The 16,330-nt window shown below is 68.2% G+C and carries 16 protein-coding genes; 6 read left to right on the top strand and 10 right to left on the bottom strand.

What is annotated here, in order from left to right; translation table 11 throughout:
- Positions 1-21: 21 nt before the first annotated feature.
- Genes rsmA through lptG form a run of 5 tightly spaced genes read right to left on the bottom strand, consistent with a single transcriptional unit; the run spans position 22 to position 6,395 of the window.
- On the bottom strand, positions 22-864 hold the full coding sequence (gene rsmA / locus E1832_RS11365) for a 16S rRNA (adenine(1518)-N(6)/adenine(1519)-N(6))-dimethyltransferase RsmA (protein ID WP_133359867.1): 843 nt from the start codon (positions 862-864) through the stop codon (positions 22-24).
- Positions 861-1,826, bottom strand: coding sequence for a 4-hydroxythreonine-4-phosphate dehydrogenase PdxA (gene pdxA / locus E1832_RS11360; protein WP_133359866.1), 966 nt, complete (start codon positions 1,824-1,826; stop codon positions 861-863). Before pdxA ends, rsmA begins: the two co-directional genes overlap by 4 nt.
- Positions 1,823-3,097, bottom strand: a complete 1,275-nt coding sequence (locus E1832_RS11355; protein WP_245513958.1) for a peptidylprolyl isomerase — start codon at positions 3,095-3,097, stop codon at positions 1,823-1,825. Before E1832_RS11355 ends, pdxA begins: the two co-directional genes overlap by 4 nt.
- Positions 3,082-5,295: an LPS-assembly protein LptD gene (locus E1832_RS11350; protein WP_425358970.1), complete on the bottom strand. Its 2,214-nt coding sequence runs from the start codon at positions 5,293-5,295 to the stop codon at positions 3,082-3,084. The genes E1832_RS11355 and E1832_RS11350 overlap by 16 nt, the downstream gene beginning before the upstream one ends.
- Before the next feature lie 2 nt (positions 5,296-5,297).
- Entirely contained in the window at positions 5,298-6,395 is a 1,098-nt protein-coding gene (gene lptG / locus E1832_RS11345; RefSeq protein ID WP_133359865.1) for an LPS export ABC transporter permease LptG, read from the bottom strand.
- A 222-nt stretch (positions 6,396-6,617) separates the two neighbouring features.
- Here lptG and E1832_RS11340 point away from each other — a divergent pair, with 222 nt between their 5' ends.
- Together E1832_RS11340 and E1832_RS11335 are read left to right on the top strand one after the other, a co-directional pair.
- Positions 6,618-8,099 carry a leucyl aminopeptidase gene (locus tag E1832_RS11340; protein WP_133359864.1) on the top strand — a complete coding sequence of 494 codons (1,482 nt, stop codon included), beginning with the start codon at positions 6,618-6,620 and terminating at the stop codon, positions 8,097-8,099.
- Positions 8,100-8,117: 18 nt separating this feature from the next.
- A complete protein-coding gene (locus tag E1832_RS11335; protein WP_133359863.1) occupies positions 8,118-8,573 on the top strand; it encodes a DNA polymerase III subunit chi in 456 nt (151 codons plus the stop codon).
- A gap of 6 nt (positions 8,574-8,579) precedes the next feature.
- On the opposite strand, the gene E1832_RS11330 is transcribed toward E1832_RS11335, so the two are convergent.
- From E1832_RS11330 to E1832_RS11310, 5 genes are all read right to left on the bottom strand, one after another.
- Complete coding sequence (locus tag E1832_RS11330; RefSeq protein ID WP_133359862.1) at positions 8,580-9,092, bottom strand: hypothetical protein; 513 nt, start codon at positions 9,090-9,092, stop codon at positions 8,580-8,582.
- A 103-nt stretch (positions 9,093-9,195) separates the two neighbouring features.
- Complete coding sequence (locus E1832_RS11325) at positions 9,196-9,777, bottom strand: retropepsin-like aspartic protease family protein (RefSeq protein ID WP_133359861.1); 582 nt, start codon at positions 9,775-9,777, stop codon at positions 9,196-9,198.
- A 51-nt stretch (positions 9,778-9,828) separates the two neighbouring features.
- Positions 9,829-10,461, bottom strand: a complete 633-nt coding sequence (locus tag E1832_RS11320; RefSeq protein ID WP_133359860.1) for a MarC family protein — start codon at positions 10,459-10,461, stop codon at positions 9,829-9,831.
- A 204-nt stretch (positions 10,462-10,665) separates the two neighbouring features.
- Positions 10,666-12,522, bottom strand: a complete 1,857-nt coding sequence (locus E1832_RS11315; protein WP_133359859.1) for an ABC-F family ATP-binding cassette domain-containing protein — start codon at positions 12,520-12,522, stop codon at positions 10,666-10,668.
- A gap of 49 nt (positions 12,523-12,571) precedes the next feature.
- Positions 12,572-12,934, bottom strand: a complete 363-nt coding sequence (locus E1832_RS11310; RefSeq protein WP_245513954.1) for a hypothetical protein — start codon at positions 12,932-12,934, stop codon at positions 12,572-12,574.
- 85 nt (positions 12,935-13,019) lie between these two features.
- Here E1832_RS11310 and E1832_RS11305 point away from each other — a divergent pair, with 85 nt between their 5' ends.
- The 4 genes from E1832_RS11305 to E1832_RS11290 all read left to right on the top strand — a co-directional run bounded on the left by E1832_RS11305 (position 13,020) and on the right by E1832_RS11290 (position 16,309).
- Positions 13,020-14,225, top strand: a complete 1,206-nt coding sequence (locus tag E1832_RS11305) for a multidrug effflux MFS transporter (RefSeq protein ID WP_133359858.1) — start codon at positions 13,020-13,022, stop codon at positions 14,223-14,225.
- Positions 14,226-14,347: 122 nt separating this feature from the next.
- Positions 14,348-14,770 (top strand): nucleoside-diphosphate kinase, encoded by a 423-nt coding sequence (gene ndk / locus E1832_RS11300; RefSeq protein ID WP_133359857.1) that lies wholly within the window; start codon positions 14,348-14,350, stop codon positions 14,768-14,770.
- Positions 14,771-14,934: 164 nt separating this feature from the next.
- On the top strand, positions 14,935-15,207 hold the full coding sequence (locus E1832_RS11295; protein WP_133359856.1) for an NAD-dependent epimerase/dehydratase family protein: 273 nt from the start codon (positions 14,935-14,937) through the stop codon (positions 15,205-15,207).
- Positions 15,208-15,490: 283 nt separating this feature from the next.
- A complete protein-coding gene (locus tag E1832_RS11290; RefSeq protein ID WP_165978865.1) occupies positions 15,491-16,309 on the top strand; it encodes a fatty acid desaturase family protein in 819 nt (272 codons plus the stop codon).
- Positions 16,310-16,330 lie beyond the last annotated feature (21 nt).

Below are 16,330 nucleotides of genomic sequence, written 5' to 3'. Positions count from 1 at the left end.
CGGGTCGTCCGGCGACGTCGGTCAGGGGCGGGCGAGCGCCCGCGCAAGGGCGCAGAATTGCTCCAGCCCGACCTGTTCGGCGCGCTCTGTGGGGGCGATTCCGGCGGCAAGCAGCCGGTCCTCGATGTCCGGGGCGAGTCCCTTGAGCGCAGCGCGCAGCATCTTGCGGCGCTGGTTGAAGGCGGCGGCGACCACCCGCGACAGCACGGCCGGATCGGCCGGATAGCGCGGACCCGGCAGCGCCTCCAGATGCACCACCGCGCTGGAGACCTTGGGCGGCGGGGTGAAGGCCTCGGGCGGCAGGCTCATCACGATGCGGGCGCTGCTGCGCCACTGCGCCAGGATCGCGAGGCGGCCATAGGCCTTGGAGCCGGGCGCGGCCACGATCCGTTCGGCGACCTCGCGCTGGAACATCAGCGTCAGGCTTTGCCAGAATGGCGGCCAGTCCTCGGGCGTGAGCCAGCGCACCAGAAGCTCGGTGCCGATGTTGTAGGGCAGGTTGGCCGCCACCCGAATGGGCGGCGTCAGATGGGCCAGCGGGTCGACCTCCAGCGCGTCGCCGTTGATGATCTCAAGCCGGCCGGGATAGGCCGCCGCGATCTCCTCCAGCGCGGGGATGCAGCGGGCGTCCTTTTCGATCGCCAGCACCCGGCGCGCGCCCTCGGCCAGCAACCCCCGGGTCAGCCCGCCGGGGCCGGGGCCGATCTCCAGCACGTCGCATTGGGACAGATCGCCCGCCTGCCGCGCGATCTTGGCGGTGAGGTTCAGATCCAGCAGGAAATTCTGACCCAGCGATTTGCGCGCGGACAGGCCGTGGTCGGCGATCACCGCGCGCAGCGGCGGCAGGGTGTCGATGCCACTCATGGCGCGGCGGCCATCGTCTGGGCCAGTTTCAGCGCCTCGATCAGGCTGGTGGGATTGGCGATGCCTTGCCCCGCGATGTCGAAGGCGGTGCCGTGATCGGGCGAGGTGCGGATGAAGGGCAGGCCGAGGGTGACATTGACGCCGCGGTCGAAATCCAGCGTCTTGATCGGGATCAGCGCCTGGTCGTGATACATGCAGATCGCCGCGTCATAGCGGGTGCGGGCGGCGGCGTGGAACAGGGTGTCGGCCGGGTGCGGGCCGGTCAGGGTAAACCCCTCTTGCGGGATCTGCCCCAGCAGAGGGGCGATCCAGTCGATCTCTTCGCGGCCCATGGCGCCGCCCTCGCCGGCATGGGGGTTCAGCCCGGCCACGGCCAGACGCGGCCTTGCGATGCCGAACCGGTCGCGCAGGCCCTGCACGGTGATCTCGATGGTCTCGCGCAGCAGGTCGGGCGTGAGGCGGTGGGGCACCTCGGACAGCGCGATATGGATGGTGGTGGGCACCACGCGGAGGTTTTCGCTGGCCAGCATCATCACCACCCTCTCGACCCCGCCGAGGGCGGCGAGAAACTCGGTATGGCCGGGATAGGCGAAATTGGCGCCGTCGATCAGCGCCTTTTTGTGGATCGGCGCGGTGCAGACGGCCGATGCCTGGCCGGTCTGAGCCAGCGCAACGGCGCGTTCGATGGCGGTGATCACGCCGCGGGCATTGGCCGGGTCTGGCTGGCCGGGCGTGTTCGGGGCGGCAAAGGGGTGCGGCAGGACCGGCAGCGCGGTGGCGCAGGCGGCGATCGCCTGGGCGGGATCGTCGAGTTCGGCGACCGGGATGCCATCGGGCAGGTGGCGCGGATCGCCGATCCAGACAAACGGGCAGTCGGCGCGCAGGGCGTCCCAAGCACGGGCGGCGATCTCGGGGCCGATCCCGGCCGGCTCGCCGCAGCTGAGCGCGATGGGCCGGCTCATTGCCCGACGATCAGGGCATCGGCGCGGAGCTGCTGGAGGTGGCTGCTGGCAAAGCTCTGCAGGCGCTGCTCGATCAGGGCGTTGGCGACCTGTTCGCGGCTGACGTCGGCGGCGGCGTCGGCGGTGCGGTTGCACAGCATCAGCAACACCAGCGTCTGGCCGTTGTTGCGGGTGAGCGCGGTGGAGGTTTCGCCATTGTCCAGCTTGGCCAGTTCCAGCGCCACGTCACGCGGGATCTCACGCGGGGCGGCGGTCTTGCGGTCCAGCACCTCGGGGGGCTGGCCCTTGGCGACGCCATAGAGGTCGTCGCAGGCGTCGATATTGTCGATGATCTTTTGCGCGGCCGCCAGCGCCTCGGGGCTGCGGCCGCCGGGGATCAGGTAGCTGGCGTAGTCGATCGAGGCATAGCGTGGCTCGCTCACGCCGCTTTCGCGGATGCCGCGCATCTGGAACAGCGCCACCGCGTTTGGCAGCGACAGCGGCGCGGTCACCTCGCCGGTTTTCAGGGCCAGGATCACCGGTTGCAGCGGTCCCGGCAGGCGGCTGAGCGGCATCCAGTCGAGCCGGCCACCCAGAGTCCGGCTGTCGGAGGCGGAATATTGCGTGGCGGCGGCTGAGAAGGCGTCATAGCTTTTGAGCCCCGCGATCTGCTCGGCCAGCCCTCCGACCTGGGCGGCGGTCTGCGGCGTGACCGGGATGATCACCTCGGACAGCAGCACCTGGATGCCGCCGGAGGCGCCGCCGCGGCCCAGGGCGCGGTCGATTTCGGCATCGCTGGGCCGGGCGCGGCCGCCAAAGCGGGAGGCCACGTAATCGCGCCACAGCAGGTTCATCCTGACGAAATTGCGGATGGTCTGACGCGACACGCCGCCCTCGGCCAGGGCCTTGTAGAATTCCTCGGTGCTGAGATTGGTGCGCGCGGCGAACTCGTCGATGCCGGTCTGGACATCCTCGGGGGCGATATCAAGGTCGATGGCCTTGGCGGCCTGCTGTTTCAGGCGGTCCTCGATCAGCGCGTCGCGGGCCAGCTGGGCGTGATCGCCCGGCGCGTTGAGCAGGCGCAGGAGTTGGGCGCGCTGCTCCAGCTCATAGCCGGTGATGGCGTCGCCGTTGACCGTGATGACGGGCGAGAACAGCCCCTGGGCCTGGCCTGTCCCGGGCAGGGCCAGGGTCAGCGCGGCGGTCAGGGCGAGCCCGAGCGCGGCCAGCAGGCCAGCGGCGCCGGCGTGCCGTTTGTGATACTGCATCAGGGGGGTCAGGATTTTCCGCATGATCGCCTGTATTTCTCTGTTCCGCTCTCAACGGCGAAGCCGCTGAGAGCGATGGTAAATCCGAAATCGGTCGAAGGCTCAACACTTGTCGACGAGGTATAGCGCCGGTTGAGCGAAAGATCGACCGTCACGCATTCGTTCCGGTAGGTCAGCCCGACGCCCGCGCTCGAGGCGCTGTCATCGGCGATGTCGTAGCGCAGGTTGGCGCTGGCGGTCCAGGTCGTGCTGACGCGGTAGCTGCCGTCGAACCAGAATTCGGATACATCGGCGGTGCGCCCCTCGACAGGGTCGACCCCGAGCCAGAGGTACGAGCCGCTGACCCTGGTGCGCTGGCTGGACCATGCGCCGCGCATCTCGACCTTGTTGAACCTGAGCGAGTCGTCCAGCAGGCTGCGCCCGGTCAGGCTGAGGCCCCGGTCCATCAGGATCTGTCCGGCGACCAGCAGCGCCGAGGATTCCCCCGACAGCCCCGAGGTGGTCGAGAAGTTCGGGTCCGCCAAACCGCGGAAGACCTGGCCGAGGGTGGCGTTCGCCTGCCAGCCCGAGGCCGTATAGCGCGCCCAGTTCACCCCTGCGGCCAGAGTGGTGCCGTCCTCGCGCACATCCGACGAGGGAAAGCGCGACAGCGACAGCAGGTTGCCCTGATCGAACTCGACAAAACCGCTTTCGTCGATCGGGGCGGCGGCGCCGCTGAGGTCGCTCCAGCCGATCTGGACCAGCGGTTCGAGGAAATGGGTGACCCCCCCGCCGGACACGCGCGTCATCGGATAGCGCAGCGACAGGGACGCGCGCGGTGTGACGCGATCGATCGAGCCGGGGTAGGTGGCGTCGTCCTGAATGTCGAAGCGATCGGCAGAGACGCCCATGATCCAGTCGGCCCGAAGACCGGGACCAAAGATCCAGTTGCGCCGCCATTCGGCATCCGCAGTCAGGCGGTGGACGTCGCGGCCGAAGATATTGAGGCCCGAGGTGCGGTGGTAATTGCGCTGGTCGATCCCCAGCCGCAGCTCGCCGCCCAGCGGACGCGGGTAGATGCGCTGCTCGAACGAGAAATCGGTGATCAGCGTCGGCAGGCGCGACTCGTCTTCGCCGTCAATCAGTGAGTCGTAGTGGGTTACCGCCGCGCGCAGGGCATTGTCGCGCGTCGTCCGGGTCAGCTCCAGCTCGCTGCGCAGCCGGTCGTATTCGGTCAGGCCATAGTCCACCAGATAGGCGTTGTCCGAGGCGGTCTTGGCGTCGAAGTTGAGCTTGAACCGGTTGTTCAGCTCGAACTGGCCGGTGCCGAAGAAATAACCGCGATTGTCGCCCGGGATCAGTTTGTCGCGGGTAAAGGCGCCTTCGAGCTCGATCCGGCCCCGGCGGAAGGCCTGGCGATAGCGCAGCCCCAGGGTCTTGGTCCGCGACGACACATAAGGGGTGACGGTCAGATCCTTGTGATCGCCGATGCGGAAGAAATAGGGAACCCGGATCCCGGTGCTGAGCTGCGAGGTGGTGCGGATCGTCGGGATCAGAAACCCGGTGGCGCGCTCGAGCGAGGGGTCGGGCAGGCGCAGCGCCGGAAAATAGAACACCGGTACGTCCAGAACCCGCAGTTGCGCGCCCTTGAAATAGAGCTGCCGCTCTTGCTGATCGTGGGTCACGCTGCGGGCGCGGATCTGCCACAGCGGCGGTCGGCCGTCGGCGCAGACATGGCAGGAGGTGACGGTCGTCTTGTAAAGCTGGGTATAGCGGCCGCCGACGCGGACCATCTGCAGGGCGGCAAGCTGAACCTGCTGGTCGAATACCATGCGGGCGCCGCGCAGCAGGCCGTTACGCAGGCCCCGGTCCATTTCGGCGGCGCTGGCCAGAACGATGATGCGGTCGCCCTGGTCGATGCGGATCGGCCCTTCGATCGTGAGTTGCCCGGTCTTCCGGTCAAAGGTGATGCGGCGGGCGCTGAGCCGGATGTCGCCCTGAAACGCTTCGACGGCGCCTTCGGCCACCAGCTTGCGGTCGCGGGTGATAAAGACGCGGTCGGCCACCAGCATCGCCGGCGGCTCGGTCCCGGCGGCGGCCTCGGTGCCGGCGGCGGGGCGCGCGTCCGGGCGCGCCTGGGCCAGCCCCGGGCGCGGTGCCGCGATCAGCAGCGCGGCGCAGAGCAGCGACAGGGCCAGCGCGGCCGCGACCGGCAACGCCTGGGCGGATATGACGGCGCGCAGCTTCACCCGTCCTCCGCGTGCAGCAGCAGCCCGAGCGCAAGGAACAGCGCCGCCATCGGCGGCGCCCAGGCGGCCAGCGCCACCGGGAGCTGGCCGTTTTCGCCGAGGATCTGGGCAAAGTTGCGGATGAAATAGAGCGCGAAGCCCAGCAACACGGCAGAGAGCACCGCCACGCCGGTGCCGCCAAAGCGGGTATGGCGCATGGTAAAGGCGGCGCCGACCAGCACCATCGCCACCAGGAACAGCGGCCGGGCCAGCTCGACCTGATACCAGACCTCGTGCCGGCGGGTGGCGAAGCCGGCCTGGGCCAGCTGGCGGATGGTCGTGGGCAATTCGTAGATCGACACGCCGGAGGGGCGGCCGAGACTGTCGCGGATGCGGTCGCGGGTCAGCGTGGTGGGAATCCGCAGCGTGTCGTGGCGGGCGGCGGTCGCCTCGGGGTTCAGCCCGGCGGCGAGCGGCCAGACCTTGGCATCGGTCAGCACCCAGGCCGCGTCCTCCAGCCGAGCGCTTTTCGCCATGGTTCGGCGCACCGGGCCGCCGTCCGGGGCGAAGGTCAGGATGGTCACGTCATAAAGCGTCACCGCGTCGCCGCCGTGGCCGGTGGCGTGGATCACCGACTGGCCGCGCGGGCTGCCCTGGCGCAGCCACAGCCCCTCACCGCTGAGCGAGAGCACCGACAGTCCGCTGCCGCGGAAGGTTTCGGACAGCTGCGCATAGCGGTTCGATGTGGCCGCCACGATCGGGTTCAGCGTAGAGACCGCCAGCCCGCCGATCACCAGCGCCACCGCGGCCGGCGCGGCCAGCGCCCGCAGGCCGGAGCGTCCGGCGGCGCGGGTCACCACCAGTTCGCTGCTGCGCGCCAGCCCGACGAAGAGCACGATGGTGGACAGGATCATCACCAGCGGCAGGATCTGGCTCATCGCGCCGGGCGCGCTGAGCAGGCTGAGTCGCAAGAGCTGGCCCAGGCCGACGTCGAGCCCCTCGAACCGGCGCAACTGCTCGATCATGTCGATCAGCAGGATCAGCGCCAGAAAGATGGCCGCGATGGTCATGAAGGCCTGCAGGAAGCGCCGGGCGAAATAGAGATCGAGAATCATTCAGGCGCCCCCCGGACGCCCGATGGAACGGACAGCAGAACAGACAGCAGATCGGGCGGCGTCATGCCGCTGTCGCGTTTTGGCACTGCAATCCCCCCGGAGCCGGCCCTGGTTTTGCGGCAGACCTTAATGCAATTGCCAGGCGGGGAAAACTGCAATCTGGCCAATCGGCGGTGGCTGCGCTACCCATGTCGCACGCCCTTACATCACCTGGAGATCCCGATGACCCGACCGACACCGATCCGCTTTGCCGCGCTTGATCTCGAGGCCCTGGCCGGGGCCGAGGGGCGCCTTGCCGTGACGGTCACGCCCGAGGGCACGATGGACCCTGCCGCGCGGCGGGCAAACCGGCTGAGCAAGGGCGCGATCAAGCGGCTGGTGGACAGCGCGCGGTTCGAAAAGGTCAAGAGCGGCGAGGTGATCTCGCTGGCCTGGCCTGCCGGACTGGCGGCCGAGGCGCTGGACGTTCTGGTGCTGGACCGCAAGGCCGATGCAGTGGCCGCGCGCAAGGCCGGCGCGGCGCTGGCGGCGCGGGCGGCGGGCGCGCCGGTTCTGCTGGCGCTGGGGGTCGTGCTTCGGCAGGCGGCGGCGCTGGTGCAGGGGATGGCGCTGCGCGGCTATGCCTTCGATGTGCACAAGACCGCGGAAGACGACAAGGATCCTGTCGGCGCGGTCACCGTGATGTCCGCCGGGCCGGAAAAGCTGGAGGCCGAGGCCGCGCCGCTGCTGGCGGTGGCCGAGGGCGTGTTCATGACCCGCGATCTGGTCAATGAGCCTGCCAACGTTCTGACCACCGGCGAATTCGCGGCCCGGATCGAGCAGATGCGCGATCTGGGACTGGAGGTCGAGGTGCTGGAAGAGGCGGAGCTGGAGCAGCTCGGCATGCGGGCGCTGCTGAGCGTCGGGCAGGGCTCGGCCAGCCCCACCAAGGTGGCGGTGATGCAGTGGAAGGGCGGCGCGGCGGATGCGGCGCCGCTGGCGCTGGTCGGCAAGGGCGTGGTGTTCGACACCGGCGGCATCAGCCTGAAGCCCGCCGTCGGCATGGAGGACATGACCATGGACATGGGCGGCGCCGGCACGGTGACCGGCACCATGCGGGCGCTGGCGCTGCGCAAGGCACGGGCGAATGTGGTCGGGCTGGTCGGGCTGGTGGAGAACATGCCGTCGAGCACGGCGACGCGGCCGGGCGACGTGGTGGCCTCGATGAAGGGCGACACCGTCGAGATCATCAACACCGATGCCGAGGGGCGTTTGGTGCTCTGCGATGTGATGTGGTATGCGCAGGAGCGCTTCAAGCCCGCCGGGATGATCGACCTGGCCACGCTGACCGGCGCGATCATCATCGGGCTGGGCCATGAGAATGCCGGGGTGTTCTCGAACGACGACGCGCTCTGCGGCGATTTCCTCAAGGCGGCGGCGGCAGAGGGCGAGGGCGCCTGGCGGATGCCGCTGGGCAAGGCCTATGACGACCAGCTCAAGTCGCGCATCGCCGACATGAAGAACGTGGGCGGCCGGCCTGCGGGCTCGATCACCGCGGCGCAGTTCCTGAAGCGGTTCGTGCAGGAGGGCACACCCTGGGTCCACCTGGACATCGCCGGGGTGGCCTCGGTCAAGGACGGCACCGATCTGGCGCCCAAGGGGGCGACCGGCTGGGGCGTGATGGCGCTGGACCGTCTGGTGCGGGACCGGTTCGAGACAGAATAGGGCTCTGGGGACAGGACGATGGGCGCGGCCTTTTTCTATCACCTGACGCGGCGTCCGCTGGAGGCGACCCTGCCGGTGCTGCTGGGCAAGGCGCGCGAGGCGGGATGGCGCATCGCGGTGCGCGGCACCGACGCCGGGCGTTTGGAATGGCTGGACGAAAAGCTGTGGCAGGGGGCCGACGACGGGTTCCTGCCGCATGGGCTGGCGGGCGGGCCGCATGACGCCGATCAGCCGATCCTGCTGACCACCGGGGCGGCGGCGAACGATCCCGCCTGCCTGATGGCGGTGGACGGAGCCGGGGTCACGCCCGAGGAGGTGCAGGCGCTGGAGCGGGTCTGCGTCCTGTTCGACGGCCACGATCCCGAGGCCTTGGACCAGGCGCGGAGCCAGTGGAAGGCGCTGACCGATGCGGGCTGTTCGGCGCAATACTGGTCGGAGGAATCGGGGCGCTGGGAGAAGAAGGCGGAGCGGTAGAGGGCGCTATCGGCCCCGGATGGAACGGAGGCGCCAGAGGAGCTGCCCCACCACCGCGCCGACGCCGGCGCCGGCCGCGCCGATGGCCAGGAAGGAGGGCAGGGTGAGCATCCACAGCGCCAGCATCATGCCCACCACCTCGCCGAAGCCGCCGGGGCCGGAATAGAGGAACATGTCGAACTGGCTGTAGGCGATCGTTGCCAGCATTCCGGCAAAGGAGCCGGCGGACATGTACAGCCACCTGGTCAGCGCCTCTGGCTGTTGCCGGACGGTTTTCCGCAGCAGGCGCCGCACGATCGCGGCGAGGATGACAAAGGGCACCTCGAAGAACAGGGTCACGGGCAGGATCAGCGACACGCCCCGCGACAGCCCGACCACGGGAATGCCCCGCGCGGCCAGGGTCTGGCGCGCGGCCAGGCCCACCAGCGGGGTCAGGATCAGCCCGCCGACCCAGATCGCGCGGACCAGCCGACGGACCGCCGGGGGATCGGGGATGCCGGGCTGTTTCGGGTCTTCCACGGATCGGCTCCCTTGCAGGCGCGCCCGATTGGCGCACCGTCCCAGTCAAATCGATCCGGGACCGCTGGACCTTGATCCTGGTCAATGCGCCGGGGCGGGGCGGTTACCGTTCCAGCACCAGGCTGCGGCCGACGATCTCGATCCGGCCCCAACGCTCAAGATAGGACATGCCGAGCAGCGATGTGTCCATCTCGCCCTGGTTCACCCAGGCGCGCACGTTGCGGTCGCTGACCGGACCGAGGCCGATCCGGTCCAGCCGCACCGGCGCGGTGCGCACCATGCCGTTGGCGGTGTTGGCCCGCCCGGTATAGGCCAGAGTGCCGGTATCGATGCCGGCGCGGGCGGCGTCCCGGGCGCTGAGGACCACGGCGCTGGCACCGGTATCGACCATGAAATTCACCGGCGCGTCATTGACCAGAAGGGTCAGATAGAAATGCCCGTCGGGCGAGCGCGGCACCTCGATCCGGTTCTCGGAGGCCACGGCGGCGCGGCCCGGCAGCGCGGTGCGGCGGATGTCGTCCCACAGCCCCACCACGGCGATCATGGCGAGAAAGATCAGCGCCCAGCCCAGGGCCTGTTGCAGGGTGCGGCCCAGTGACTGGCGGTTATGGACGATCAGCCAGACCACCAGGACGGCGCCCAGCAGCCCCAGATAGACCAGACGGCCTGTATCCCAACTGCTCATGCGGGCGATCTCCGAAACCTCATGGCACAGATGTAGGCATTGCGCGCGCGGTTACCAGTTGGCCAGGCCAAAGGCGCGCAGCCCGTCGAGCACGAATTGCACCGAGAGCGCGGCCAGCAGCATGCCCAGAAGCCGGGTGACCACGTTGATCCCGGTCTTGCCCATCGCACGTTCGAACAGGCCGGCGGACAGAAACAGCACGAAGAGAAGCGCCAGCACCGCCAGCATCACGCCGATCACCATGGCAAGGCCTGTCAGCCCGGGCTTCTGGCCGGCCAGCAGGATCATGGTGGCGATGGCCCCCGGACCGGCGATCAGCGGGATGGCGAGCGGAAAGACCGAGGGATCGTGGCTGTCGTCCTCTTCCTCGGCCTCTTCGGCCTGACCGGCGCGGCGCTTGGTTCGGCGTTCGAACAGCATGTCGAGGGCGGTGAGAAACAGCAGGATGCCGCCGGCCACGCGAAAGGCGGGCATCGAGATGCCGATGAAGCCCAGCACCGCCTCGCCGAAACCGGCAAAGAGCGTGAGCAGCACCGCCGCCGTCAGGCAGGCCCGCAGCCCGATGGCGCGGCGCTGTGCCGGGCCCATGCCCTGGGTCAGCGCCACGAACATCGGGGTCAGCCCGATCGGGTCGACAATCACGAAGAGCGTCACGAAGGCGGTGATCAGAAAGGCGGTGTCCATCGTCGGCCTCTGGTTCGGGTGTCCGCAGCCTGGCCCGGCGGGCGCGGAATTGAAACCCCCGCGTGACAACGGGGCGGCGGCGGGCGCCCCTGCGGGGCGGGCCTCCGGCGGGGAGATTCGGGCGGAAAGGACGCGGCGCGGGTCAGGGGGTGGCCGGGCGGTGGCGGCGCGAACGGGCCGCCGCCGCCCTCGATCGGCCGCGGCTCAGCCTCCGGCGGCCTCGAGTTTTTCCAGCGCCTGCATCCAAATGGCCTCGGCGCGGTCGAGCCCCTCCATCACCTCGGCGTATTTGCGCTGCCAGACCTCCATCTCGCCCAGCTTCCCGTCCTCGTACAGCGCCGGGTTGGCCAGTTTCGAGGCCAGCTTGTCGCGCATCTCGTTCAGCTTTTCGACCCTTGCCTCGCCTTTGCGAACCTCGGCGCGCAGGGCCATAAGCGTTTCGCGCGTGGCCCGTTTGGGTTTGGCCGCCTCGGGTTTGGCGGCCTGTTTGGAGGCCGGCTTGTCGGCGGAGAGCAGGAAGCTGCGATAGGCCTCCAGATCGCCGTCATAGGGTTTGACGGTGCCGTCCGAGACCAGCCAGAGCCGGTCGGCCACCAGCGACAGCAGGTGCATGTCGTGACTGACCAGGATCACTGCGCCGGTATAGGCGGTGAGCGCCTCGACCAGCGCCTCGCGGCTCTCGATGTCGAGGTGGTTGGTGGGCTCGTCGAGGATCAGCATGTGCGGCGCATCGAGCGTCGCCAGCAGCAGCGACAGCCGCGCCTTTTGTCCGCCAGAGAGCTGGGCGACGGTGGTTTCCGCCTGATCGGCGCCAAGGCCGAAGCCGGCCAGCCGCGCGCGCAGCTTCGATTGCTGTTCGCCGGGGCGGGCGCGCTGCAGGTGTTGCAGCGGGGTTTCGTCGACATAGAGCTCGTCCACCTGGTGCTGGGCGAAGAAGCCGATGCGCAGCTTGGACGAGCGGGCCATCTTGCCGTCGATCACCGGCAGCCGGCCCGACAGCATCTTGGACAGGGTCGATTTGCCCTCGCCGTTGCGGCCCAGCAGCGCGATGCGGTCGTCCTGATCGATGCGCAGGGTCATGCCGCGCAGCACCACGGTATCGCCATAGCCGGTCGAGGCGCCCTCGAGCGAGATGATCGGCGGCGACAGCTCCTCAGGCTCGGGAAAGGTGAAGACGGTGCGCGCCGCATCCTCGGGCGCGGTGATCTTTTCCATCTTTTCCAGCATCTTGACCCGCGACTGGGCCTGTTTGGCCTTGCTGGCCTTGGCCTTGAACCGGTCGACGAAACTTTGCAGGTGGGCCCGGCGGGCATCCTGTTTGCGGGCCGCTGCCGCCTGCAGCGCGCGCTGTTCGGCGCGCTGGCGGGCAAACTGGTCGTAGGGGCCGCTGTAGAGGGTGAGCTTCTTTCCCTCCAGATGCAGGATGGCGCCGACGGCGCGGTTCAGAAGCCCGCGGTCGTGGCTGATGATGATCACCGTGTGGGGATAGCGGGCCAGGTAGTTTTCCAGCCAGAGCGCGCCCTCGAGGTCGAGATAGTTGGTCGGTTCGTCCAGTAGCAGCAGGTCGGGCTGCGAGAACAGCACGGCGGCCAGCGCCACGCGCATCCGCCAGCCGCCGGAGAAATCGGCGCAGGGCCGCTTTTGCGCGGCGTCGTCAAAGCCCAGCCCCTTGAGGATCGAGGCGGCGCGCGCCTCGGCCGACCAGGCGTCGATGTCGGCCAGACGGGTCTGGATCTCGGCGATGCGGGCGGGATCGGTGGCGGTCTCGGATTCCTCCAGCAGCGCGGCGCGTTCGGTATCGGCCGCCAGCACGGTGTCGATCAGCGAGGTGTCCGAGGAGGGCACCTCCTGCGCGATGCCACCGATGCGGGCGCGGGCCGGCAGCGAGATCGATCCCGACTCCAGCGCAAGCTCGCCGCGCAGCAGGCGGAACAAGGTGGTCTTGCCGGCGCCGTTGCGCCCGACAAGCCCGACCTTGTGGCCATCGGGAATGGTGGCGCTGGCGCCGTCGAAGAGGGGGCGGCCAGCGACCGCATAGGAAATGTTTTCAATTCGCAGCATGGGCGGAGCACTGTCGCAGCGCCCGGTCGATGTCAATCGCTCCGGCGGCTTATTTCAGCACAGTGTCCAAACGAACCGCCGGGAAGGAGGCAAAACCGATCATCGGGCTGTCGCCCGCGTCGGAAAAGGCGAACACGTGGATTTCCGAATGTTGCATCGCGGCGCGGCAGAAACTGTCCTGCTGCGGCAGGCTGGCCGGGCATTTCTCGAGGGCGACATGCGGCACCGCGGCCTCGAACTGTTCATAGGTGAGCGGCAGCGGGTCCGCCGCCAGTGCGGGCAGCGCCGCCAGCGCCATGCCGAGGGCCGCGAGGGAAAATTTGAGTGACATCTGTATGGTCTTTCCTGGTTGGATTTGCATGTCGAAAAAGCTTACAAAAAAGTCAGGTAAGGCGAGGCGGCGTTTCAGCACACCCCGGTGCGGCCCTCGATGGTCATCGCCGGACCCCTATGGTATGCGCTGAACCTGTTAAGTTCCTTCCGGACCGATCCTGACCATGCGCCCAGCCCAGACCCCGCCGCATCTGCTGACTCTGATCCTGACCAATGGCCTTTCCGTCCTGACGCTGAACATGTTCCTGCCCTCGCTGCCCAGGATGGCCGAGGCGCTGAACGCCGACTATGGCCTCGTGAATCTGTCGGTGGCGGGCTATCTGGCGATTTCGGCGGTGTTGCAACTGGTGATGGGGCCGATGTCGGACAGGTTCGGGCGGCGTCTGGTGATGCTGGTCAGCACGGCGATTTTCGCCGCCGCCTCGGTCGGTTGCGCACTGGCGCAGGATATCTGGGTGTTTCTGGGATTTCGTATGTTGCAGGCGGGGATCGTGTCGGGCCAGGTGCTGTCGCGGGCGGTGATCCGGGACATGCATGAGCCCAAGGCGGCGGCAAAGATGCTGGGCCATGTGGCCATGGCGATGGCGCTGGCGCCGATGCTGGGGCCGATGCTGGGCGGCGGGCTGGACATGGCCTTTGGCTGGCGGTCCTCCTTCGTTCTCTATGCGCTGCTGGGCGCGGTCATGCTGGCGATCCTCTGGGCCGATCTGGGCGAGACCAACCACGCCGGCGCGAGCCTGAGCCTGGGCGAGCAGATGCGCGATTACCCCGAGCTGGTCCGGTCGCGCCGGTTCTGGGGCTACAGCCTGTGTTACGCCTTTGCCGTGGCGGGGTTCTTTTCCTTTATCACCGGTGCGCCGCTGGTGGCGGCCGCCTGGTACGATCTGAGCCCGGCGGCGCTGGGGCTGGGGATCGGGATCATCACCGTGGGGTTCATGGCGGGCAATTTCGTCTCTGGCAGGATCGGCGCGCGCAGCGAGCTGGTGACCATGGTTCTGGCCGGGCGGATCTGTGCCACCGCGGGGCCGTTGGCCGGACTGGTGCTGTTCTGGTCCGGGGCAGGGACGCTGTGGGTGTTTTTCGGCTCGGCCATCGTGGTGGGCTTTGGCAACGGGCTGACCAATGCCAATGCCAGCGCCGGGGTGATGTCGGTGCGTCCGCGGCTGGCGGGCAGTGCCTCGGGGCTTTCGGGGGCGATGACGGTGGCGCTCGGGGCGGTGATGACCAGTCTCACAGGGGCCTTGGTGACGCCGGAACACGCGCCCTATATCGTGCTGGCGATCATGCTGGCGACCAGTATCCTCGGGCTGCTCGCGGCGCTCTATGTGCGCTGGGTCGATCAGCGCGATCCGCTGCCGCCGATGAGCTGACCGGGCGGCGCGCATGGCGCGACGCGGAAGGCTTTTCAATCGTGTCGGCCCGTGCTAGGCGGCGCGCAATGTCAGCGCCGTCCCGCAGCCCCGCTGGGACGAGTCATCAAGGAGCATTCTCAATGGCACTGGAACGCACGTTCTCGATCATCAAACCCGACGCAACCCGCCGCAACCTGACCGGCAAGATCAACGCCAAGTTCGAGGAGGCCGGCCTGCGCATCGTCGCGCAGAAACGCATCCTGATGACCAAGGCGCAGGCCGGCGAATTCTACGGCGTGCACAAGGAACGCCCGTTCTATGACGAGCTGTGCGAGTTCATGTCGTCCGGTCCGGTCGTGGTGCAGGTTCTGGAAGGCGACAACGCCATCGCCAAGAACCGCGAAGTGATGGGCGCCACCAACCCGGCCGACGCCGCGGCGGGCACCATCCGCGCCGAGTTCGCCGAGTCGGTCGGCGAAAACTCGGTCCACGGCTCGGACGCACCGGAAACCGCAGCGGTCGAGATCGCCTATTTCTTCGCCGGCACCGAGCTGGTGGGCTAACAGGCCCGAAAACCGGGCAGGGGGCCACGGCCCCTTGCCCCTTACGCCCCTTGCCCCCGCAGGCGGGACCGGCTCTGGTTCCCAAGATCCTGCACGGGCGGCATCCTGCGAGGCCGGCGCGACCGCCGGATTCATCCACCGACCGGCCGTCGGTCTGCGCCACCGTGCCGGCAACCTCGTTCCTCGACAAGGGCGCGGACATCCGCGCGGACATCGCCGAAAATCCGGTTCCGACCGTAGGTCCGATCGAGGCCATGCGGCGCCACGGAAGGCGCAGGCTGATGGTCCTGTCCTCCGGCGGCACGGTCTATGGCACCCCGGAGCGCGATCCCATTTTTCAAGGTCAGCCGACGAACCCGATCAGCTGTTGTGGGATCGTCAAACTGGCGTTGGAAAAATACCTGGAGATGGAACACCGGCCGCACGGGCTGCGCTAGGTGGCGCTGCGCGCGTCGACCCCCTGTGGCCGCCGACAGGGGCGCATCGGTGTGCGGGGGATCATCGGACCCTGTCTGGGGCGTGCTGGCTTCGGCGCGGGATGGATGTATGAAGGACCTGACAGGACGTCCGCACGCAAGGCAGGATGCCAGAGCGCAGCCCCGGAAAGTTATGGCTCAGATGATTGATCGCAGGTTCTTTGTACCGAGACCGGCCCGGTATTTTCGTGATTACCTAATCTACGTTGCTGTTTTTACGGCATCTTTTGTTTGGGGGCTTCAGGTGGATTGGCCTTTGGTCATCCTGCCCTGGGCTCTGGCGGCGGTCAGCCTCCATCGCGCCGGTCTTTTCTGCCACGAGGTGGTTCACAGCAGGCATGCCAGCCTGCGCGGCTTTTGCGCGCTCTATACCTGGACGGTCGCGCTCGTCGTGATGGTGCCGCCGGTCCGGTTCGGGCTGCCGCATCTTGCCCATCATCGCCCCGGCGTCTTTGGCACCGGCAAGGATCCGCAATATCCGCTGGTGCGGGGAAACGCCTTTGCCATGGCGATGGTGCTGCTGGTCATTCCCTTTATCGTTCCCTTCACCAACCTGCTGATGACCGTGACCGGCGCGCTGGGGGCCTTCCGGTTCGAAATGGCGCTGGACCGCTGGGCGACGGAGACATTCGGCTTTTCGCTGAGTTCCGAGCTGAACGCCGAGCAGCAGGCCGAGGTCACGCGGCATGCCCGGGTGACGCTGCTGGCGTTCCTGGCCTTTGTGGTTTTGCTGCCCGGCGCGCTGCCGTTCTATTATGCGATCATGGTCGGGGGCTGGGCGCTGATCACTGCGCGCATTCCGCTGGAACATGAGCTTGAACACCTGGCGCAGTCCTCGGGGCCGCGTGGTCAGATGGCGGACAGTTTCACCGTCGAAACGCCGCTCGCCCTGCTGGTGCAGCCGGTGGGTTTCCGCTTTCACACCGCCCATCACATGTATCCGGGCGTGCCCTATCACAACCTGCCTGAACTGCATGAGGAACTGAAGCGCACCTCGCCCGACTATCGCAACAGCATCATTTCGCTCCGTATCGCGATCCGCGGCCCGAAACCGATCCGCTGACACAAGGCGCGCGCAAGGAGC

The organism is Antarcticimicrobium luteum (assembly GCF_004358185.1).
Classification (GTDB): domain Bacteria; phylum Pseudomonadota; class Alphaproteobacteria; order Rhodobacterales; family Rhodobacteraceae; genus Antarcticimicrobium; species Antarcticimicrobium luteum.
Note: the sequence above shows the minus strand (reverse complement) of the source record. Positions and strands in the feature narration are given on the sequence as shown.